Raw genomic sequence first — 21,172 nt, 5'->3', positions numbered from 1 at the left:
TAATCAAAAATTAATTGTGAAGGAAGTATGAATTTTGTCAAGCAGTGTCTGAAATCCTTAACTTAAAACAGTAAGCTAGGACACAGCAGCAAATAATTCTAGTATTACCGATTAAGCCAAAAGTATACCAAAAAAGCAATTCCACCTCCACGTGTTAGCTTCCAACAATGACACAAGCCTACAAAAAGTCAGAAGTCATCCAATCAGAATTATTCAATATTCTGATTGGTCTGGGTAATCTATGAATTTTTTTCTTGGATACAGGAGTTATTGATGGTGGCGAGAGTGCTTCTACCTACTAAAAAAGTGCTTGATTTTCCTATTACTGCTTTACGGTTTGACGATCAAATACAAACAATAGTTAAGTGGGCAAATAAGCGTGAGAGTAAAACTGTATATGTAGCCAATGTACACATGCTTATTGAAGCTCATTGGCATCCAGAGTTTGCTACCGTATTGCGAAATGCAGATATAGTTACTCCTGATGGCATGCCTCTGGTATGGATGATGCGGAAAATGGGAGCGCTTTACCAAGACCGTGTGGCAGGGATGGACATTTTCTTAGCATTATGCCAGCTGACTCAAACCCAAAATCTGAGTATTTTCTTTGTCGGTTCCCAAACAGAAATTCTTTTTAGGATGCAAAAAAGGTTAGAGCAGGAATTTCCGCAGATAAAAATTGCGGCGATGGAACCTCTACCTTTTCGTCCCCTGACTGAAAGTGAAGATGAAGCCTTGGTTCAAAAAATTAACTCTAGTGGTGCTAGCACTGTCCTAGTGTCTCTGGGATGTCCCAAACAAGAAAATTGGATAGCTCAACATAAAGGTAAGATACAAGCCGTGATGATTGGACTGGGTGGAGTTTTCCCAGTTTATGCCGGAATTCATAAGCGCGCACCCCGCATAGTTCGAGACTTAGGACTTGAATGGCTATATCGATGGATTCAAGAACCACGCCGACTTTGCGGACGTTATGCTAAGACTATTCCACTCTTTATATGGCTGGCTACTAAGCAACTACTATCATCAAGTCGGATTGCAGCAGTCTTCCTTCACGAGACTGGGGATTGAAGAAAAAGAAATCGGGCAAGACTGACTCTAAGGCTTTCATCATCAAGTAAAGCAGATTTTAGATGCTAAGAAATTGCGATCGCATAATTTTATGCCTTAAGTACGAAGATTTAAGAAAGAGGCTAAGGGTAAAAACGGATTATCTGAGATTAACTATTAAAGTACTTGACATTAACCCAGGACTAAATGCTATATTAGCCATAGTGAAATTGTTGGGGCGTCGCCAAGTGGTAAGGCAGCGGGTTTTGGTCTCGCCATCCCTGGGTTCGAATCCTAGCGCCCCAGTTAATCTAAAGACAGGTATAACAGCCTGTCTTTTAGAGTATTTAATTGCACTTTTAAGATATATCTCAATGCATCTAATTCTGTAAATGTTACTTGTCAGGAGATTTGAGAGCTTGATCTAGAGTTTGCCGAGCCAGTTCTGCTTTAGAGCGAGCTTCCTGGTAACGTACATTAGCTTGGGCAAAATTTTTGAGAACTTTAAAACCTTCCTTGAGTCGAGTAATTTCCTCTTCAGTCACCGACTCATCAGTAAACAGAATATCAACAGCTTTGCGAATTTCCAACGCTTCAGATCGTGACTCTTGAACTTTCAGCTTGAGTGTGGCGAGGTTACTCAGAACCTGAACAGCTTGTGTAATTGTATCCTCACCACTAGCAGTATCAATAGTTGACTCTTTAACCTCAATTAATTGTTGAGGGCCAAATCCTTCTTCCAGTTCCGTGGGTAGCTTACCTGCATCCATCAGTTCCATCAGTTGATCCATTGCTTTATCACGGGCTTTGGCTGAATCTTTTCCAGAAACAGTCAGGATAATTTCTGGGCTTTGAGCGAGAGTGTATTGAACCATATTTGAGCAGAAAGTTTGCTGGTTAACCAAGCTGAGGAAAATAATTATAACATGATGCGTCGCAGGTAATTTGTTGGTTTATCGAATAGAATTCAGGAGTCAGAATTCAGAATGGGCTAAACCTTAGCTATCCGCTAACAGAATGAATTTTGAACGAAAAAGCAGATAGCGCACCGTTAGCGAGTATTTTCGAGTCGCGTCTGAATCAAAGTATTTAGGTGATTTACAGCAGAATTCAGAATAGTTAACTTCTTTATTCCTAGCTTTACCAAGTCTCTCAAAATAAAACTTTATACTTAAGAAAAGGGAATATTTTCAATAGGAGAGGAGAGTAATGGCTCCCAGTCCCACCATCATGCAAGCTGTGGAACAACTGGGCTACCGTGTCACCGTTGGTGATGTGGCAACTCAGGCAGGATTGAACGTCGCTGAAGCTAATCAAAGCTTGTTAGCCCTGGCATCTGATGCTGGCGGACATTTGCAGGTAGCGGATTCAGGTGATATAGTTTACCTTTTTCCACAAAATTTTCGAGCAATTTTGCGTAATAAATACTTCCGTTTACGATTGCAGGAATGGTGGAAAAAAGTCTGGAGTGTTCTGTTTTACCTGATTCGCACTTCTTTTCTAGTTTTATTAATTGTTTCCATCATCCTGATAATTATTGCCATCTACATTATTACTACCTCTGCGAATTCAGACCGTAACGGCAACAATCGGGGCAGTAGTTCTGGCGGTGGTGGGTTCTTCTTCTTTCCAAATTTATTTTGGTATTTTAGCCCAAATTATGATAGGCACTACCAGGAACGGCGACGTGAAAACCGTGAAGAAAGCAATCTGAATTTCTTTGAAGCTGTATTTTCGTTTTTATTTGGCGATGGTAATCCTAACGCCAATTTAGAAGAACGTCGTTGGCAAGAGATTGCTACGGTGATTCGGAGTAACCGTGGTGCAGTGGTATCAGAACAAATAGCCCCCTATTTGGATGACATCGGTGAGGGATACACAAGAGAATATGAAGATTATATGCTGCCCGTTCTGACGCGGTTTAATGGGCAACCGGGGGTAAGTCCAGAAGGTCAAATTGTTTATTACTTCCCAGAGTTGCAGGTGAGTGCAGTTAAAAAGCGCCGTTATGCAATATCAGATCACTTAGAGGAATTTCCCTGGCGTTTTAGCGCCGCAAGTTCCGGGCAAATTATGCTGAGTGCTGGGTTAGGGGTAGTAAATTTTGTTGGTGCTTTAGTACTGGGAAATTTGTTGAGAGATGGCACTGTTGCCGCCCAATTAGGTGGACTGGTAGCCTTTGTGCAAGGAATTTATTGGCTGCTATTGGCTTATGGAGTAGGTTTTTTAGGTATACCATTATTGCGTTATTTCTGGATTAAGTGGCGTAATCGCAAAATTGGCGATCGCAATCGCGATCGCATTTCCAGAGCAAGGATATTGGCAAATCCAGATACATCTTTGCAGCAAAAAATCGACTATGCCCAACAATTTGCAACAGAAAAAGTCATTGGCAAAGAAGATTTAGTGTATTCTAGCGAAACTGATTTACTCGATCAGGAAGTTGAGCGTTCTGCACAAATTGACGCTGAATGGCAGAAACGCTTGGAACGCGGGAGTGGGGAATAGGAAGCAGGGGGCAATCAATTCAAAATTCAAAATTCAAAATTAAAGAACTCCTGCCTCCTGCCTCCTGCCCAATCCCCAATCCCCAATTACTTCGCCTGAATTGGTGTAAGGGCTACACCTTGATAATAATGTCCCAAAATTTGCAAATGGTTCACTCCTTGCCGAGCCAGATTGTAAGCTCCCCATTGACTCATACCTAAAGCATGACCATAGCCAAGCCCTTGCAGTATAAAACTACCATCGCCTCCCTTGGTCACGCTAAATTTGGTACTTTTTAACTTGAGGGCTGTTCGCACTTCCTCGCCCTGTAGAACCTTTGTGCCCTTGTTGCCGACAATTTTCAAAACTTTAACGCTGCGGAAAGGTGAGTATGTCTCTGGAATCATCGCCGTTACAGTACCCACCCCTGGAAATTTAGCGCTAATTTCACTGGGCGAGAAGGTTTTTACCCAATTACACTCGCGGATATTTTGATCGTAGTCTTCAACAGCACGTAGATAAGGCTCATTGCTTCCCCAAACATCCTCGACGTTTTCGGTGTGTCCCCCAGAACAGGCGTGGAAGACTGAGAGAATAATCCGGTTTTTGTAAGTTAGTACCTGCCCTAATGTCGAATCCACTGCAGCGTAAGTAGAAGCAGCTTCACTGATAACACCTTTGTAAATTTGCCAGCGATCGGGCGTATTACCTAAATCGTAAACGGGATTATTCCGTTGTTTTTCACGTTCGTAGAGGGCATAAGTGCGGGCTGCGATCGCCTGAGCTTTTAAAGCTTCTTGAGGCCAGCTAGCATCCATTTCGCCACCAAGAACGCTATAGAGATATTCTTGATCGTCAACCCAATTTACAGCCGTTAAGCCTTTATCTGTGGGGACAACCAGAGTTCTACCACGATACCAGCGATCGCCAATATAAACAAATCCTTTACCAGTTGGCTCAATCCAAAATAAACCAGACTGCCACTTATCTAAAGCAACACCGCCAGGAACGGCTTGGGCATAATATGCACTCATCGCTGGCAACTGTCCCAGAGTCCGGCCAGTACTATCCTTAACGATCCCAGTGGTGGAACTGCCCACTCTTACCTGATTAACGCCCTTCTCAATTGCCACACGCAGAATTACAGACGCTTGGGCTGGGGCTACCAAAGCTATCCACAAAAAGATACTTACCCACCAATAACGTACTTTAACCTGAGAAAATAAAAAGCCTAAGTAAAGTTGGAATTTCATGCTGATCATCTAATCACACTAGTATCTAATTGACGCTCTAGATTATTGCGTCTACTACTTTAAGATGAGACACTTCTCCAACGCAGGAGGTTGCCACCTGCTACTAATTATGCATTTTGCTTGAGCTATAAGGTAGGAGGCAGGGGGCAGGGAGATCAGGGGGATGAGGAGACAAGGGGACAAGGAGATAAACAAAACTCCTAACTCTTAACTCTTAACTCCTAACTCCTAACTCAGCACGGGCTAAACGCCCCGCTACCGCTAACAGCACTCAGCACTCCTAACGCCCGATAGTCTACGATGCCAATACCTTTTGAGAATTGCTCACTTCATTAGCGATAATTCCAATTAAATTCAACTTATTGAAAATTTCTATTGCTTGAGTCAGTTCAGTTCGAGTCACTTTCCCCATGCGCTCTACCATCACAATACCATTGCAAAAAGATGCCACAATCCTGGCATCAACCGTGCCTAAAATAGGTGGAGCATCTATCAGTACTAGGTCATAACTTTGTTCAAACAACTCTATTAATTCTTTCATTCTTTGAGAACTAAGCAACTTCACCGTGTCTTCTGGTTCTGGCCCAGCAGTCAAAATATCAATTGAGGGATGAATGGGCTGAATGTAATCTTGAAAATCAGTAGTTGTCTCATCAACTAATAACAGAGATAGTCCCCAGTCATTGGATAGTTCCAATATTTTGTGCAGACTAGGATTATGTAAGTTAGCATCAATTACTAATACCCGTCGATGCATTCGGATCGCACTAGCTACAAGCCCTAATACTAAAGTTGTTTTCCCTTCCCCTGGTAGTGCTGAAGTAAACATCAATGACTTGAAATGTAAGGGATATTTTAATATTTGAATATTTTGGTAGATCATGTCCAAAGTTTCATGGACTGGCAATTTAGTAGTGGCTTCTATTACAGAAGAATCTGAACTTCGCCGCCGATTCCAAGGTAGTCCCAGCCGCCGATTTTTGACACCATGCGACGGTAGTTTTGGTACTGATCCCAGTATACGTAGGTTCGTCAGTTTCTTTAAATCTCCGGCAGAATAAATAGCGTCATTGAACTTTTCCAAAATCAGGGCTGCTAAGATACCTAAAATCGGCCCAATTACCGCTCCTCCCACCAAAAGGAATAATCTATTGTTACCCATATAAGTACCCAAAGAAGGTTCTGCCAAAACTTGCCAGTTATATCCTTCCTGAGCAATTTTTAGTCCCAATGACTGTTGTGCTTGGAGTAGTTGATCGAGGTTTTTGTGACTACTTTCTACCTTTGGCAGCAGACGGTTATACTCTGCTATTAAACTTGGGTATTTGTTTAGTTCAGAGCGGATTCGCTGTTCTGATTCGGCAAGATTTTTTTCATTGGCAGTTAGTCCTAAAACAGTTGTCTGTACCAAAATAAACTCGTCTACTAGCGTTGGATCAACCCCTACCATTTGTCCTTTAAATAGGGGCTTTTCCTTACTACTATTAGTAATAGCTTTCACCTCTTGCCGTAATAGCAACAGTTGACTTTGGCGTTGCTGCTTTAGTTTTTGTACCGATGGGTAATCGTCTGTATAGCGGAGCCGTTCCTTAGCCAATGCTAGTTCCGTCTTTTGGATTTCACTTAATAATGCTTGATAGCGGCTTGACTGGTTTAAACGAGAAGAAATTAGTGTATTTTGTTCGGACGAAGATGCTATTTGTTGCTCTAAGTTATCGTAGCGAGCGTTTACATCTTGAAGGTTGGCACGAGCGATTTGTAACTGTTGTTGAATATCGGCTAGAGATTCTAGGAGAATTTTACTTTGGACTTCGGGATCGAGAAATTTATGTTTCTGGCGAAACTGTTCCAAATTTTTCTCAGCTTTACTCACCTCTTTTTTTATCTGAGGTAGCCGAGTGTTTACAAAAGCCAATCCCTGATTAAGACGTTCTTTTTGCTGCTGTTTGTTGTAGTTTTGATAGACTTTTTGTAGAGCTTGAAGTACTCTTTGTGCTTTTACCGGATCGTCATCATTGAAAGAAACTTTAAATGCTTGATTAAAAACTTTATTAGCTGCTATGCTTCCCGCTTCTGGAGTTACTTCTAGAGGTGCTTTTTTAGTATGTTCTTTTTGACCATTGATATCCTGTAAGGTAATATTAGGATAATCAGAATGAAGTAAATCTACAGCTTTTTGAAGCAATTTAGAACTCAGCATGAGTTTCATCTGAGTAGTGGAATCAACAATTTGAGAATTTGAATCAGGAACTTGAGTATTTGACTGTGCCGCCTCAGATAAATTGGAATTCACCAATATCTGCATATTGCTTTGGTAAGTAGGTTTGGCAATGATAGCCAAGACGCTAGCAGCTGACATAACTACACAGGAAACCCCCAAGATCAGAAAGCGGCGGCGAAGCAAAATAGTAGGTAGTTGTCTGATGTCAGCTGCGCCTTGTGCTGAAGTAGTAACCTGTTGCTCTTGATTCAGACTAATCTTAGTCACTATCAAACTCCTCTAATATCGAAACACTATAATTTATATGGAAGATTTATGAGAAATATGAAATGATTTTTTTTACACCTAATAGCTGCGATCGCATACTTAATTATTCTTCCAACAATGACAAGCTAATTAGGCACAATATTATGCCAACTGGCGCTTTCATGTTCATCAATTCATGCATATAAATTCTTAATCAGTGTTGGAAGGATAAATTTTTAATGAATATTTTGTTTAAGGAAGAAAAATCTTGACGAAAAATTAATTATTTTTCCTAAGTATTTAAGTAAAAAATTTTCTGATTCGCAATATTACTATATATTAAAGTTATTTTGATAACTTGTAATCTAAAAAACATATTGAGAAAAATATTTAACTCATAGTGTTTGTATATTATTGATACACTTACTTAACCGTAAATTGTTGGTTAACTAGTTTACTTACTCGTAAAACTCAACTGCTGTTTATTTGCTAGGCGTTACGATCGAGACTACTAAACTCCAAGATTAAGCCTGGTTAATTTTAGATTTTAGATTAGAAGAGTTCAATAGAAAATCTAAAATCTAAAATTGTTCGACTGAGCGTAGCCAGCGCCCAAAATTTAAACGCTTATCTTGGTTAACTCTACTTCCCGTCGTCTGGGTACTTCATGAATCATAAAATCGTAAGCCATATCAGTACGGGGAAAAATAGCACGGGCTTCCTTGAGAAGATCCTTCAACTCCAAGGTATTTCCAGGAGCATAGCGGGGACTGAAATGACTCATAATCAGTCGATGTGCGCCAGCCGCTAAAGCTGTTTGTGCTGCCATTGTGGTTGTGGAATGCAATCGCTGAAAAGCCATATCTGCATCTTGATGGGCAAAGGTGGCTTCGTGAATTAGTACATCTGCATCATGAGCTAATTCCACTGCACCATCACAATAAATTGTGTCTGTACAATAGGCAATTTTTCGACCAATTTCTGTAGGGCCGCATAATTGAGTGCCATCAATCACCCGTCCGTCGTCAAGGGTAACTGTTTCACCGCGCTTGAGTTGACCGTAAATTCGGCCAGGAGGAATTTGTAAGGCATTGGCTTTTTCTACATCAAAGCGTCCGGCTCGGTCTTTTTCGGCTATGCGGTAGCCGAAAGCTGTGATGCGATGATGCAAATTACCGCAGCTAACGGTGAAGTCATTGTCTTCATAAATTATGCCTGGACGGATGGCGTGAACTTTGATCGGGTAAGAAAAATGCGTGTAGGAGTAACGTGAGGCAGATTGAATGTAATCATTTAATCCAGGTGGCCCATAGATATCAATTCGTTCCACATTACCAGCCAAGCCGCAAGTAGCAAGAAGTCCCATCAAGCCAAAGATATGGTCGCCGTGCATGTGGGTGATAAAAATTCGGGAGAGTTGACTCATTTTGAGTTCACTCCGCATAATTTGATGCTGAGTACCTTCGCCACAGTCGAATAACCAGAGTTCTGCTCTTTGGGGTAATCTCAGAGCGACACTGGAAACATTGCGCGATCGCGTGGGTACACCGGAACTCGTCCCTAAGAATGTTATCTGCACAGTGTTCTTTAGTCTTCCTATTGCTCAATTTGCAGCTCTATTTTCTATAGTGGCACGGTTAATGAGTAAAATATTTAGGATTTTGGGAATGGGGGATTGGGCATTGGGCATTGGGCATTGGGCATTGGGCAATAAACAATAGTAAAAACACACCTGCCCTGGCGAATGGAATTCGCGGCTATACAGACAAAACCCACCTGCGTGGGTTTCAAATTCTTTGAGTCCGCGTAGGCGGACTACCCTTCTCCTGACGGAGACGCTACGCGAACGGGAACGCCAAGGGCGAACGTTTGTGTAGCCGCGATTTCTAATCGCCTGGTATATTTGCAAAGGTGAGATGCTGCCCATACAAAGATTCTGTAGTGAGACTCAAGGGTACTACAGGAGAAATTAAAATAATCAAAATAATCAGGAAATTAGAAAAAAGTTCTCAGATTTCCCAATTGGTTGTTTGTTTATGTAATATTATTTACAATCCGATCGCGAATTGTTTTGAGTTGGTCTTGAGTCTTAATTGGATCTCGCGGTGCTGGCAATTCAGTATTTGGCCAGTTAGGTAAATCATTGCAGGGACATAACAACGAGGGCATCCCGACGTTTCGCTTGGCTACTGGCATACTGCACCGGCCACAAGGCAGCATATCCCATGCTGGTGTCAACAATTCAGCAATGGTTTCATGCGTACCCTCTAGGTAACAATCACCCGATTCCGGCGAGATAATTTTTTGCCAACACTCTTCAAATTCTTCACTATAGCGATCGCCATTTAGCACCGATAGCGGCAAAAAGCTTGCCTCACCGTTACTCGTAATCACTTTCTTACCTAACTGAAACCAGTAGGCAAGGTATTTTCTAACTTCTTGTTTGGTTGCCATAAGACAATTGTAGATTTTAGATTTTAGATTAATTTGAATCAAGAGTTAAGAATCTTGACTTCTGAATGTTCCAGCATCCTCTCTATTTGGCAATGGCGAACCAAGGATACTGAGATTGAGAACATGACCACCAGTCACTAAATAAACAGTTTCGCTGAGTGTACTTAGCTGCCGTACTAAAGAACCGAGGCGATCGCGGAACTTCCTCCCAAGGGGATAAGCTGGGATCACACCCCAACCCACCTCTTCTGCTACAAACAGCATATCAGCAGCAACCAGTTCTACTGTCTCTAACAACTCTGCAAGGGTATTTTCCCAGCTAGATTCGTCCTCTTCTAGGAGATTAGCAACCCAAGTTCCTAAAGAATCAACTAAAAGGCAGGTATAGGGTTTGGCATCGGCGAGGGTAGCAGACAGTTCCACGGGTACAGATAGAGTTACCCAGTCTTGGGGACGACGTTGTTGATGTTCTAAAATGCGTTGATGCCACTCTCGATCGTCTGGGTTATCGGTGGCTGTTGCCACGTAAACAACTGGTTTTTTTGACTGCATGGCTAGAGTTTCCGCCCATTCACTTTTACCAGATCGTGCTGGCCCTGTTACTAAGATGATTTTACCCAAGGTTCTTTACTAAGTATTTTAACAATCTGCCTACAGTTGCAATTTATCAAACAGAATTCAGGAGTCAGGAGTCAGAATGGGCTAAACGCCCCGCTACCGCTAACAGAATGAATTTTGAACGAAAGAGTGGATTTATCCACTGATTCATTCTGACTCCTGAATTCTGACTTCTGAATTCTTCTTCAATTCATCGGTGAGATTTTTGGTTTCAAATAACTTTTAAGGGATAAAATTAGCACCAGCATCATTAATGCTACAACTGGCAAAAGCCAAAAATCCCAACAACCCCATTCTCAATTATTCAATACCACTGGGGACAGCAAACTTGAGGATATCTTTATGAACGCAGGTCTAAAACGCATTGAAGCAACTTTACACGATTTAGGGAATCGCGGCACTGCCCCTACTGCCGAAACAAGCGATTCGACGACAAAACGGCCTTTCTCTTTTAGAATCAGTGTCGGAGCCAACGAACCTACAGAAGGTACACAAATTCCATCCTCTGATGATGGGGAAGTAAAGTCACAAGGACAAACAGTTGACTTTAGTGTAAATACTGAGAGCGATTATCCTTCTGAACAAAATTTCTTTCCTCACCATGAATCTGTACAGACCTTTCAAACAGAAGAGAATGGTAGCAAAACACCCAGCCTACCTAAGTTGAAAACTCCCAGCTTTAGTAGCCATCGCCACGGTACGAATCCAGCATTGGCGATGAATCTATTGCAAGAAATTCAGGAAACTGTGGCTGGTTGGCAAACAGAATTGCAAAATATTTTAAAGCAGATTCAGGATATTTACTTAGAAGGGCCAATTGTCAATGGCTGGTTAGAATCCAATCCCGCCGAACCAGAAGCGGGAGGAACGGCAACACTGCGCCATGCAGAAGTTGACCGCCTGATGAACTACGTAGAAGAAATTTGTGCTACTGGTGGAAAAGTATCTTATCAATCATCTATTACTGGTTATCGCCTCTGTGGTGTAGACGATACTGGTAAAGTTTGGTCGCGCCCATGTCCACCGGATCAGGTTCCCAATGTTAGCATGGCGATCGCTCGTTACCAAAAGTTACGCCAACTACTAGGGCGCAAGCAATCTTTGGAAACCCGTCTTAGTCAACTAGCCCAAACTCTTGTAGTTTTACACAGTCATATTCAACAAACGTAAAGTTTTAAAGATTATTTCCGAAGAAACTCGGTTGGTGGGTAAGTAACTTTTGGTTTAGATTAACTCTCAGCAGTTATGTGTTGGATTTAGATTTTAATCTAAAATCGTTCGATGGTTCCTGAGCGTACCCCTATGGGTAAGCAAGCTACGCATAGCGTTCCGCAGGAAAGTCCCAAATCTCAAATCCAAAATTAAATCTATGCCAGACACCCAAATCTCTGCCATTATCTGTACTCACAATCGAGATACCTATTTAGGGGCTGCAATTGATAGTCTTTTAGCGCAGGATTTTGCTGCTGATTTTGAAATTGTGGTAGTTGATAATGGATCTAGCGATCGCACTCGTGAGGTTGTAGAAGAAAGAGTCCACAATCCGCGCCTGAAGTATGTTTTTGAACCCACCATTGGTTTATCTGTCGCCCGCAACACGGGTGCAAAGGTAGCCAGTGGTGATATTCTTGCTTATCTAGATGACGATGCCGTTGCCAGTCAGGGCTGGCTACAAGTTTTATATTCTGCCTATTACAATAATTCTAAGCTAGCGATCGCAGGTGGCAAAGTCACTCTCCTGTGGCCCCCAGGAATTCAACAACCACGGTGGCTATCTCCGGGGCTAGCTGCAAATCTGGGTGCATACGACTTAGGTGAGAGTAACATCTACATAGAGCAACCTGGCTCAACACCCAGAGGCTTGAATTACTCCATCCGCCGCAGTTTCCTAGAAGAAATTGGTGGTTTCGATCCTCATCTTGGTCGAGTTGGGAAAAATTTATTATCTAATGAAGAACTGCAAATGACCGAATTCGCCCTACAGCGTGGTTGGCAAGTTGCTTATCTTCCCGAAGCACTCGTCGCTCACAATGTAGCCCCAGAGCGCCTCCAACGCTCCTGGTTCTTAAACCGGGGCTGGTGGCAAGGTATCAGTGAATGCTATCGAGAACAACTCGCTGGTAAAGCTGGCATCGCCCAATTACAGCGAGGTAGCGAAAGGTTTGTCCGAGGCTTGTATAAAGCATTACAATATTTCTCCGATCCAGCAGAACGGTTTGACAAACTTGTGTATGCTTACGGTCAGATTGGTTACTTAAATGCTGCTATTCAAGGTCTTTTATCTACATCAAATAAGAAATAACCAGTAACATAATTTATACTCAATATGTCATCTAAAATACCAGTTTCAGTACTAATTCCGGCAAAAAACGAACAAGCAAACTTACCTGCTTGCCTTGCTAGCCTCAGCAGAGCAGATGAAATATTTGTAGTAGATTCTCAAAGTACCGATAACAGCATTGAAATTGCTAAAAGTCACGGTGTAAATGTCGTGCAATTCAACTTTAATGGACGCTGGCCGAAAAAGAAAAACTGGTCTTTAGATAATCTACCTTTTCGTAATGAATGGGTGCTAATTGTAGATTGTGATGAGCGCATCACCCCGGAACTTTGGTCAGAAATTGAGCAAGCAATTCAAAATGATGAATATACAGGTTATTATCTCAACCGCCGCGTATTTTTCTTAGGAAAATGGATTCGTTATGGTGGGAAATATCCTGATTGGAATCTACGTTTATTTCAACATAAAAAAGGTCGCTACGAAAATCTAAATACAGAAGATATTCCTAATACTGGTGATAACGAAGTTCACGAACACGTGATTTTGGAGGGGAAAGTTGGGTATCTCAAAAATGATATGCTCCACGAAGACTTCCGCGACCTTTACCACTGGTTAGAACGACACAACCGCTATTCAAACTGGGAATCCAGAGTTTATTTTAATATTCTTACAGGTAAAAATGATAGCGGTACTATCGGCGCAAATCTCTTTGGTGATGCCGTCCAACGCAAACGATTTTTGAAAAAAGTCTGGGTACACCTGCCATTTAAACCCATTTTGCGGTTTGTTTTATTTTATATAATTCAACGCGGTTTTTTAGATGGCAAAGCAGGATATATCTATGCACGTTTGCTGAGTCAATATGAATATCAAATTGGCGTTAAACTTTACGAATTGCGTAACTGTGGTGGTCACTTAAATACTGCAACTATCTCGAAGGATGCAGCAGAGGAGCAGGGAAGCAAAGAAGCAGAAGCAAAGCTATTGACCATTGATTCCTGATAATGACAAATGACAAATGACCAATGACAAATGACCAATGACCCTTTCGTAGATTTACGTAAATATGACCAATCTTGGTTTGACCGGGGGCGGCCAAGTTGGTATGTTTTATTATGGTGGTTTGTCCAAGCGATCGCCTTTCCTCTAACTCCTCAACCGTTAAATATTCTGCGTTGTGCTTTACTACGATTATTTGGCGCTCGTATTGGCAAAGGTGTATTAATTAGACCCACAGCCCGCTTTACCTACCCCTGGAAAGTCACCATTGGCGACTACAGTTGGATTGGAGATAACGTAGTTTTATACAGCCTTGACCGGATTCATATCGGCGAACATTGCGTAGTTTCCCAAAAAAGTTACCTGTGTACTGGTAGTCACGATCTCCAAGATCCTGCTTTTGGGTTGAAAACCGCGAGTATCACCATTGACAATGGTGCATGGGTAGCAGCAGATTGTTTTGTTGGGCCGGGAGTGCAAATTGGGGCTAATGCGGTGATTGGCGCTCGTAGTAGTGTTTTTACTAGCATGCCTTCTGGTCAGGTTTGTTGGGGAAGCCCCTGTCATCCCAAAACGGCTCGGATAAAACTCGATTCTTCCACAACCCCGTGATTTTATAGATAAACACGGGGTATATCTTTTGAGACTCTACAGCCAAAGTTGCTCCGATGGCGGGCGTTTGTAATTGATATTACCGAACTGCGCCGCGCGATCGCAAAGATGCACAACAGAAAAATTCTTCTTTTTCGCATGGTCGCAGGTTTTTACTCTTGGTGCTACTCATGTAGGTTTAGGAGATGTCACAATTCCTTTAAGGATATAGCTTTCGGCTCATTTTACCTATTTTTAACATACCCTTTGACAATTGGCTCTTTTTCTTAAATTGTGATCAATGGTTCTACCTGAACAGCTAGGGGACTTAAACCCACAAACTTAGTTAAAAATTAAACTGTATTGGCTGGCTGATGAAGTTTTTTGCATGAAAAAAATGCCGTACGATACACTTTATTTTTTATAACCGCATCTGTCTTAAGGGATAAATTATGATTGTTTCCTAAAATACATTTTGTCATGGCTTAGTTAGTACTTAAAAATAGATGTCCGTACAAGTATCTACTATTCGATGATAATTCTGTAATCTTAAGCGATCGCTATTTAATGTCAGCAAACAACTAAGGGCTTCCGCTATAACTACAATGTTAAGAAAATCCGATTGGTGCGAGTAAATACTTATAAATTTTTGATGAAGAAGTAACAATAGCTCTAAGTAAAAAAATAAACTTTTTTAAAGAGTAATCTCAACTTAGTACGGGCTTTTTTCTGGCTAAATACATTACTGGTAAGCAATTTCAGGTTTTGTTAGTTATCAGCTTTTCTCTCAACTTGTCTTCAATACATCAAGTTTGTTTAATGACTAGAATAAAATCGCTTAAAGTATACTTAGCTACTTACCAATATTGTTTACTTTGTATTTTAATTTACTATAAAAATATCTAAGTTAAGTGTTAATTCGGATACTCTTTTTTATTGTCTTGTTAAAGAATAATTGTAGTAACCGAGTTTTCCACTAGGAATAAAGCAATTATAAAGACCATAATTACTAGCGATTAATCTAATTGCAGCGCGAAACAAAGCTTGTGGAAGTTAGGCTTTTTCAAAGAAATCAAAATTTAAAATAGGGGTGCTAAAGATGACCGATGTACTTGCAATGGGCGCAAATATCAAGCAGGAAACTGTCAAGCTACCACTAATTGCCGAAAATTGTGACAGTTTTTGGGACAAAGAAATCAAACCGTTATTTACAGAACAGTCTCTATCCTTCAAGGTGAAAACTCTTAACGGAAACTATGTTAAGTACGTCAACTTGGATAATGGAGCTACAACCACACCCTTTGCAACCCTCAAGCAATACGTGGACGAAATGCTTGACACATACGGCAGTGTACATCGAGGTTCTGGGCAAAAGTCCGTCATCACTACACGAGAATATGACAACAGCCGAAACATCATTCGGGACTTTGTGGGGTCATCTTTAGACAACTATGTAATCTTTGCGAAGAATACAACAGAAGCGATTAATGGAGCCGCTACACTTTGGGCAAAGAAACCTGGAAAAATCTTAGTTTCTGATATTGAGCATTCATCCAACCTGCTGCCTTGGGTGACTAGAGACGAAGTTGTGCAGTACAGAACGCAGCCGGACGGAAGTGTAAGTGTTGCAGAAATTGAAGATATTTTTAAGGCACACCAAAACCTCCCCGAAGCCGAGCAAATTAAATTAGTAACTATTACAGGTGCTTCGACAATTACAGGTTACAGACCTCCAATTTACGAAATTGCAGCTTTAGCACATCGGTATGGCGCGAAGATATTTGCCGATGTGTGCCAATTAATTCAGCATGAACCAGTCGATATGCGTGCAGATGATGACCCATGCCATTTAGATTTTGTGGCTTTCTCTGGACACAAGATGTATGCTCCTTATGGAACCGGGGTTTTGCTGGGGCCGAAAGAATTTTTTGATAGCTCCTACCCTTATCAGATTGGGGGTGGAAACCTGCCTTATATCACCAGAAACCTGGAGATCAAGCGTTTTTATACAGAACGCGCCCATGACCCTGGAACACCAAACGCAATGGGTGCGATCGCCATTGCCAAGGCGATTGAAATTATCGAAGCAGTAGGGCGCGATCGCATTGCTCAGTATGAACACTCTCTAGTTGAATTTACATATACACGGCTTCGGTTGATTCCTGGAGTCAAATTACATATTCCCGGAGATAATTTAGCCCATGTTATTCCCTTTGATATTGATGGATTTGACGGACGCTTAGTAGCAGAAATTCTGGCACAAGAATATGGCATTGGCGTTCGGGCTGGGGCTTTCTGCACTTATGAATATATTCGCAAACTCAAGAATGTTTCAGACGACCAAGACTCTGAGATTGCTCAGGAAGTAGACAGAGGAATTACCCGTAATATCCCTAGCATTATCCGAGCAAGTTTTGCAGTATATAATACATTAGAAGACTGCGATCGCTTTATAAATGCGATCGCTCAAATAGCCAAAAACGGATTAGCTCACTACTTGCCCAACTACACACAAGATCAGATAACTGGTGTTTGGACAGCAATAAACAAGTAGTCTTTTTTGGGCGTTAGGAGTTAGGAGTTAGGAGTTAGGAGTTAGGAGTTAGGAGTTAGGAGTTAGGAGTTTTGTTTATCTCCCTTGTCCTCTTGTCTTCCTTGTCTCCCTCATCCCCCTGCCCCCTGCCTCCCCTGCTCCCCCATCTCCCCTTGATCCTTATAATTACAAATTAAAAGGGGGTAATAGCTTGAGCGATGAAAACCTCTTTGACCAGGAGGATTATCTACAGGCGCGGGTTGAACAGTGCATCTGGCAAAAAAGTACAGATGCGGGTATTTCGCGCCAGCGCTTTCTAAAAATACTAGCTACTATGGTTGGCGCAACAGCCATTGGAGGGTTAGCTAAACCTGCACCTGCTCGCAGTCAGACAGCTATTAAAACTAAAGGCAGCAAAATACTTAAGCCATTGCCACCAGGGTATATCTCTCATAGCAAAGGCACATTAGAGATGAACTGGGAAGCGATGTATGGGCGTGGTTATTTAGTACCAAATGATTGGTTCTATGTTCACAACCGCCATACACCTCCCCCTTTTGACCCATCTACATGGCGTTTGCAAATTCATGGAACTGGCGTTTCTGCCCCCTGCGAGTTTACTTACGATGAAATCATCGCCATGCCATCCATCTCAGTCACTTCTGCCATTGAGTGTGCTGCTAACGGTCGGCGCTTCTTTGAAGAAGCTTACAACACACCACTCCCTGGAACACGTTGGAGACTTGGGGCTATTGGTGTGGCTGAATGGACTGGTGTACCACTTGGTATGTTATTAGAGCGAGCTGGACTGAAATCCACAGCAAAAGATGTACTCGTTGAGGGTGCAGATGTGGATTCGCTGGACTCAAAGGAGACAAATAAATCCAAGTTCAGCAGTGTAGTTCCAATTAGCAAAGCATTAGCAGATAACTCCCTCGTCGTTTATGCAATGAACGGAGAACCATTACCGCCAGACCACGGTCAGCCGTGCCGTGTCCTATTTCCTGGTTGGGGAGGAAACGCCAACGTTAAATGGATTGAGCGGATTGAAGTTTCCGAAACACCGATATATACCCAGTGGGTGACAGAGCAAATGGTGCTGGTTGGTGCAGACTACCCAGCGATCGCACCCTATAAAGGTAAGCTGATTACGTACCAAAATGTTAAGAGCGCCTTTGAGTTGGCTTGGCCAGCTACGCTTTCTGCTAAAAGCCACTTACTACGTGGACGTTCTTGGTCTGGCAAAGGAAAGATTGTCCGTGTGGAAGTCAGCCTAGATGGTGGCAAAACTTGGCAATTTGCACGACTGAGAGAACCAAATTTTCCATTTGCATGGGTACGCTGGGACATTGAATGGAACCCAATTCCTGGGGAATATTTTCTCCAGGCTCGTGCTACTGACAATTTAGGTAATACACAACCAAGTACTGTTCCGTGGAATGATTCTGGATTGCTCTACGGAGGCGTTGTTAGCCATCCGGTGACAGTACGGGGATGAGGGAGAAATCAATTCAAAATTCAAAATTCAAAATTCAAAATTAAAGAACTTCTGCCTTCTTTTTCCCAATGCCCAGCACGATTCAGTTTTATAGAAAAAGAATTATTTATGATTGATTTTAGTTGGTTGATTTTAGTGAGTGGGGGTTTAATATCTGGAGTCATAGCTGGACTTTTAGGAATAGGTGGCGGTATTATCACAATTCCTCTTTTAGTCACATTAGGTTATACTCCCGTTCAGGCGATCGCTACTAGTAGCCTTGCTATTGTGATTACTTCAATTTCTGGAAGTTTGCAGAATTGGCGAATGGGTTACTTTGACTTTAAACGAGTAATTTATTTAGGAATTCCAGCTTTTCTAACTACTGGAATAGGTGTATATTTCGCCAATAAAATTCCATCTTATATAATACTTTTTACATTTGGCATCATACTACTTGCTAATATCTATCTGATTGAGCTTCGCAAGCAATTAGCTTTCAAAGAAACAGAGGATACAACCCCAGTATTTAACCCATTGGTTTCTAAAATTGGCACTGGAGGAGCAGCAGGAATTTTAGCAGGTTTATTTGGTTTAGGTGGCGGTACAATTATGGTGCCACTGCAAATGTTATTACTGGGAGAAGATATTAAAGTAGCAATTCAGACTAGTTTGGGGGTGATTGTCATCACTGCTTTAGCTGCTTGCACAGGACATACATTAGAGGGAAATATTCTGTTTGCTCAAGGTATAGTTTTGGGATGTGGTGGTCTTTTAGGTGTTCAGATGAGTACTCGTGCATTACCAAAACTACCAGCTTATACTGTGAGCCTAGTGCTTCGCATCTTCTTAGGAATACTATCAATTTATATTTTTTGGGAAGCTTGGATAAATTATCAACAAATAATTACTAATTCGTAATTCGTAATATATAAATCCGGTTTAATTTTGTTTAAAAATCAAACCGGATTCCTCTAAAAATGACGCGATCGCTTGGATACTATTATTTAATTTTAATTTAGGGTTTAAATTACCTTATTAACTCTCAAAATTCCTACTTCTTTTCGTAAAATGTGCTTGAAAAACTTAGCAATACATATTTTTTTCAATCCCTAATAGGGATTTTGGTTAATTGCAATCTCGGTGTTCCGTCCCAGTGAGGCACTGAGATAGGAGTTTCAATCCCTAATAGGGATTTTGGTTAATTGCAATACTTAAGTCTTTAAATCTAAAAGGTCATACAAAGTTTCAATCCCTAATAGGGATTTTGGTTAATTGCAATAGAATTAGATTTAGGAGTTGAGCAAGTAGAAATGTTTCAATCCCTAATAGGGATTTTGGTTAATTGCAATAAATACCCAATCACTGTACCTCATTGGAAAGGAGGTTTCAATCCCTAATAGGGATTTTGGTTAATTGCAATGCATCACCGGAAAAGGTGGCCTACTGGATCGGCGTTTCAATCCCTAATAGGGATTTTGGTTAATTGCAATGCAACTAACACCGCTAGATGCCCAATGTTGGGGAGTTTCAATCCCTAATAGGGATTTTGGTTAATTGCAATCCAATCTTCAAAGAACCTGTAGCGATCGCAGTAACACGTTTCAATCCCTAATAGGGATTTTGGTTAATTGCAATTACTCCTGTGGCTGCTTGTTTTGCGGCTTCTTTGTTTCAATCCCTAATAGGGATTTTGGTTAATTGCAATGTTAGATACTAATTTTGTCAGAGAGTTACCAGAGTTTCAATCCCTAATAGGGATTTTGGTTAATTGCAATAAAAGTAAAAATGTATACACTGGTTCGCCGTTGAGGGTTTCAATCCCTAATAGGGATTTTGGTTAATTGCAATCAGAGATATGGTGCAGCAAGCTTTTGATGTAGTTGGTTTCAATCCCTAATAGGGATTTTGGTTAATTGCAATAGTATTACAATTTGCAATACTTGGCAGTAAAGCTGTTTCAATCCCTAATAGGGATTTTGGTTAATTGCAATGCCTTGGAATATGTTTTTGATTGGATCGATGAATTGCAGTAAAGCTGTTTCAATCCCTAATAGGGATTTTGGTTAATTGCAATGCTGCCAATTTGGAGATGAAAGAGGGCGATCGCTTTGTTTCAATCCCTAATAGGGATTTTGGTTAATTGCAATTTTTGCAACATACCCAGCGATCGCGTCAAAATGTACAGTTTCAATCCCTAATAGGGATTTTGGTTAATTGCAATAACTTCGTTTTGAGCTAAATTTGACCAATTTGGTTTCAATCCCTAATAGGGATTTTGGTTAATTGCAATACCTTTGCTACGTATCTGATGTGTGCTGGAACTGTGTTTCAATCCCTAATAGGGATTTTGGTTAATTGCAATATTAATTGTTACAGGTACAAATCAGTCAAGCTGTTTCAATCCCTAATAGGGATTTTGGTTAATTGCAATGAAATCAATGGTCAGTTTTACAGGAAATACAATATGTTTCAATCCCTAATAGGGATTTTGGTTAATTGCAATCTTGCATATTCAAGTTTTGCCAACAATTGTTTTTCAATACAATATGTTTCAATCCCTAATAGGGATTTTGGTTAATTGCAATACACCGTGTATGTGCGAGTAAAAGGACATCTCAATGTTTCAATCCCTAATAGGGATTTTGGTTAATTGCAATAAATCGGTGAACTTCTTTATATGGAAAGAGAGTGTTTCAATCCCTAATAGGGATTTTGGTTAATTGCAATAACAGCGAAGAAGTTATCCGTGAGCATTACTTAAGTTTCAATCCCTAATAGGGATTTTGGTTAATTGCAATCATTTGTGCAGTCAAAAGCACAATTTCCTTTAGTGCTTCCGCGTTTCAATCCCTAATAGGGATTTTGGTTAATTGCAATTGGTAGCACTGCTGAAGTGCATTGTAGGTAGCAAGTTTCAATCCCTAATAGGGATTTTGGTTAATTGCAATCTTCGGTAGTC

The 21,172-nt window shown here is 41.1% G+C and carries 16 protein-coding genes, 1 tRNA gene and 1 CRISPR repeat array (1 of these 18 only partly in view); of the genes, 10 read left to right on the top strand and 7 right to left on the bottom strand.

Going from position 1 to position 21,172, the window contains the following annotated elements; translation table 11 throughout:
- Positions 1 to 273: 273 nt before the first annotated feature.
- Entirely contained in the window at positions 274 to 1,071 is a 798-nt protein-coding gene (locus HWQ37_RS23090) for a WecB/TagA/CpsF family glycosyltransferase (RefSeq protein WP_292751319.1), read from the top strand.
- Between the two features lie 213 nt (positions 1,072 to 1,284).
- A tRNA-Gln gene (locus HWQ37_RS23085) sits at positions 1,285 to 1,356 on the top strand.
- A gap of 89 nt (positions 1,357 to 1,445) precedes the next feature.
- On the opposite strand, the gene HWQ37_RS23080 is transcribed toward HWQ37_RS23085, so the two are convergent.
- Complete coding sequence (locus HWQ37_RS23080; protein WP_292751316.1) at positions 1,446 to 1,925, bottom strand: hypothetical protein; 480 nt, start codon at positions 1,923 to 1,925, stop codon at positions 1,446 to 1,448.
- 334 nt (positions 1,926 to 2,259) lie between these two features.
- Between HWQ37_RS23080 and HWQ37_RS23075 the strand changes: the two genes are divergently transcribed.
- Positions 2,260 to 3,558 carry a hypothetical protein gene (locus tag HWQ37_RS23075; RefSeq protein WP_292751313.1) on the top strand — a complete coding sequence of 433 codons (1,299 nt, stop codon included), beginning with the start codon at positions 2,260 to 2,262 and terminating at the stop codon, positions 3,556 to 3,558.
- Between the two features lie 86 nt (positions 3,559 to 3,644).
- Here the strand turns inward: HWQ37_RS23075 and HWQ37_RS23070 are convergent, their stop codons facing one another.
- The 6 genes from HWQ37_RS23070 to cobU form a co-directional block, all read right to left on the bottom strand.
- Positions 3,645 to 4,790, bottom strand: coding sequence for a SpoIID/LytB domain-containing protein (locus HWQ37_RS23070; protein ID WP_292751310.1), 1,146 nt, complete (start codon positions 4,788 to 4,790; stop codon positions 3,645 to 3,647).
- A 295-nt stretch (positions 4,791 to 5,085) separates the two neighbouring features.
- A complete protein-coding gene (locus HWQ37_RS23065; protein ID WP_292751308.1) occupies positions 5,086 to 7,278 on the bottom strand; it encodes a GumC family protein in 2,193 nt (730 codons plus the stop codon).
- Positions 7,279 to 7,876: 598 nt separating this feature from the next.
- On the bottom strand, positions 7,877 to 8,836 hold the full coding sequence (locus HWQ37_RS23060) for a ribonuclease Z (RefSeq protein WP_292751305.1): 960 nt from the start codon (positions 8,834 to 8,836) through the stop codon (positions 7,877 to 7,879).
- Between the two features lie 24 nt (positions 8,837 to 8,860).
- Positions 8,861 to 9,184, bottom strand: a complete 324-nt coding sequence (locus HWQ37_RS23055) for a hypothetical protein (RefSeq protein WP_292751302.1) — start codon at positions 9,182 to 9,184, stop codon at positions 8,861 to 8,863.
- Positions 9,185 to 9,291: 107 nt separating this feature from the next.
- Positions 9,292 to 9,711, bottom strand: a complete 420-nt coding sequence (locus HWQ37_RS23050; protein WP_292751299.1) for a hypothetical protein — start codon at positions 9,709 to 9,711, stop codon at positions 9,292 to 9,294.
- A gap of 45 nt (positions 9,712 to 9,756) precedes the next feature.
- A complete protein-coding gene (gene cobU, locus HWQ37_RS23045) occupies positions 9,757 to 10,332 on the bottom strand; it encodes a bifunctional adenosylcobinamide kinase/adenosylcobinamide-phosphate guanylyltransferase (protein ID WP_292751297.1) in 576 nt (191 codons plus the stop codon).
- A gap of 339 nt (positions 10,333 to 10,671) precedes the next feature.
- Here cobU and HWQ37_RS23040 point away from each other — a divergent pair, with 339 nt between their 5' ends.
- From HWQ37_RS23040 to HWQ37_RS23010, 7 genes are all read left to right on the top strand, one after another.
- Positions 10,672 to 11,499 (top strand): hypothetical protein, encoded by an 828-nt coding sequence (locus HWQ37_RS23040; RefSeq protein ID WP_292751294.1) that lies wholly within the window; start codon positions 10,672 to 10,674, stop codon positions 11,497 to 11,499.
- Between the two features lie 199 nt (positions 11,500 to 11,698).
- A complete protein-coding gene (locus HWQ37_RS23035; protein ID WP_292751291.1) occupies positions 11,699 to 12,631 on the top strand; it encodes a glycosyltransferase family 2 protein in 933 nt (310 codons plus the stop codon).
- A 24-nt stretch (positions 12,632 to 12,655) separates the two neighbouring features.
- Positions 12,656 to 13,612, top strand: coding sequence for a glycosyltransferase family 2 protein (locus HWQ37_RS23030; RefSeq protein WP_292751288.1), 957 nt, complete (start codon positions 12,656 to 12,658; stop codon positions 13,610 to 13,612).
- Positions 13,613 to 13,642: 30 nt separating this feature from the next.
- Positions 13,643 to 14,221, top strand: a complete 579-nt coding sequence (gene hpsU, locus HWQ37_RS23025; RefSeq protein ID WP_292751286.1) for a hormogonium polysaccharide biosynthesis acetyltransferase HpsU — start codon at positions 13,643 to 13,645, stop codon at positions 14,219 to 14,221.
- A gap of 1,078 nt (positions 14,222 to 15,299) precedes the next feature.
- On the top strand, positions 15,300 to 16,754 hold the full coding sequence (locus tag HWQ37_RS23020; RefSeq protein ID WP_292751283.1) for an aminotransferase class V-fold PLP-dependent enzyme: 1,455 nt from the start codon (positions 15,300 to 15,302) through the stop codon (positions 16,752 to 16,754).
- A 190-nt stretch (positions 16,755 to 16,944) separates the two neighbouring features.
- Positions 16,945 to 18,231: a sulfite oxidase gene (locus HWQ37_RS23015; RefSeq protein WP_292751279.1), complete on the top strand. Its 1,287-nt coding sequence runs from the start codon at positions 16,945 to 16,947 to the stop codon at positions 18,229 to 18,231.
- Between the two features lie 108 nt (positions 18,232 to 18,339).
- On the top strand, positions 18,340 to 19,131 hold the full coding sequence (locus HWQ37_RS23010; protein ID WP_292751276.1) for a sulfite exporter TauE/SafE family protein: 792 nt from the start codon (positions 18,340 to 18,342) through the stop codon (positions 19,129 to 19,131).
- Positions 19,132 to 19,312: 181 nt separating this feature from the next.
- A CRISPR array of direct repeats spans positions 19,313 to 21,172; the repeat unit is 37 nt; unit sequence GTTTCAATCCCTAATAGGGATTTTGGTTAATTGCAAT; it runs 928 nt beyond the window's last position.

It is taken from the genome of Nostoc sp. NMS4 (genome assembly GCF_017115095.1).
Lineage (GTDB): Bacteria > Cyanobacteriota > Cyanobacteriia > Cyanobacteriales > Nostocaceae > Nostoc.
This window is presented reverse-complemented; position numbering and strand designations above follow the sequence as displayed.

Coding starts and splice junctions, on each gene's coding strand:
- HWQ37_RS23075 (WP_292751313.1), top strand. CDS start 2,260: ATGGCTCCCAGTCCCACCATCATGCAAGCTGTGGAACAACTGGGCTAC.
- HWQ37_RS23090 (WP_292751319.1), top strand. CDS start 274: ATGGTGGCGAGAGTGCTTCTACCTACTAAAAAAGTGCTTGATTTTCCT.
- HWQ37_RS23080 (WP_292751316.1), bottom strand. CDS start 1,925: ATGGTTCAATACACTCTCGCTCAAAGCCCAGAAATTATCCTGACTGTT.
- HWQ37_RS23055 (WP_292751302.1), bottom strand. CDS start 9,184: ATGGGCAGCATCTCACCTTTGCAAATATACCAGGCGATTAGAAATCGC.
- HWQ37_RS23050 (WP_292751299.1), bottom strand. CDS start 9,711: ATGGCAACCAAACAAGAAGTTAGAAAATACCTTGCCTACTGGTTTCAG.
- HWQ37_RS23020 (WP_292751283.1), top strand. CDS start 15,300: ATGACCGATGTACTTGCAATGGGCGCAAATATCAAGCAGGAAACTGTC.
- HWQ37_RS23070 (WP_292751310.1), bottom strand. CDS start 4,790: ATGAAATTCCAACTTTACTTAGGCTTTTTATTTTCTCAGGTTAAAGTA.
- HWQ37_RS23040 (WP_292751294.1), top strand. CDS start 10,672: ATGAACGCAGGTCTAAAACGCATTGAAGCAACTTTACACGATTTAGGG.
- HWQ37_RS23010 (WP_292751276.1), top strand. CDS start 18,340: ATGATTGATTTTAGTTGGTTGATTTTAGTGAGTGGGGGTTTAATATCT.
- HWQ37_RS23030 (WP_292751288.1), top strand. CDS start 12,656: ATGTCATCTAAAATACCAGTTTCAGTACTAATTCCGGCAAAAAACGAA.
- HWQ37_RS23035 (WP_292751291.1), top strand. CDS start 11,699: ATGCCAGACACCCAAATCTCTGCCATTATCTGTACTCACAATCGAGAT.
- hpsU (WP_292751286.1), top strand. CDS start 13,643: ATGACCAATGACCCTTTCGTAGATTTACGTAAATATGACCAATCTTGG.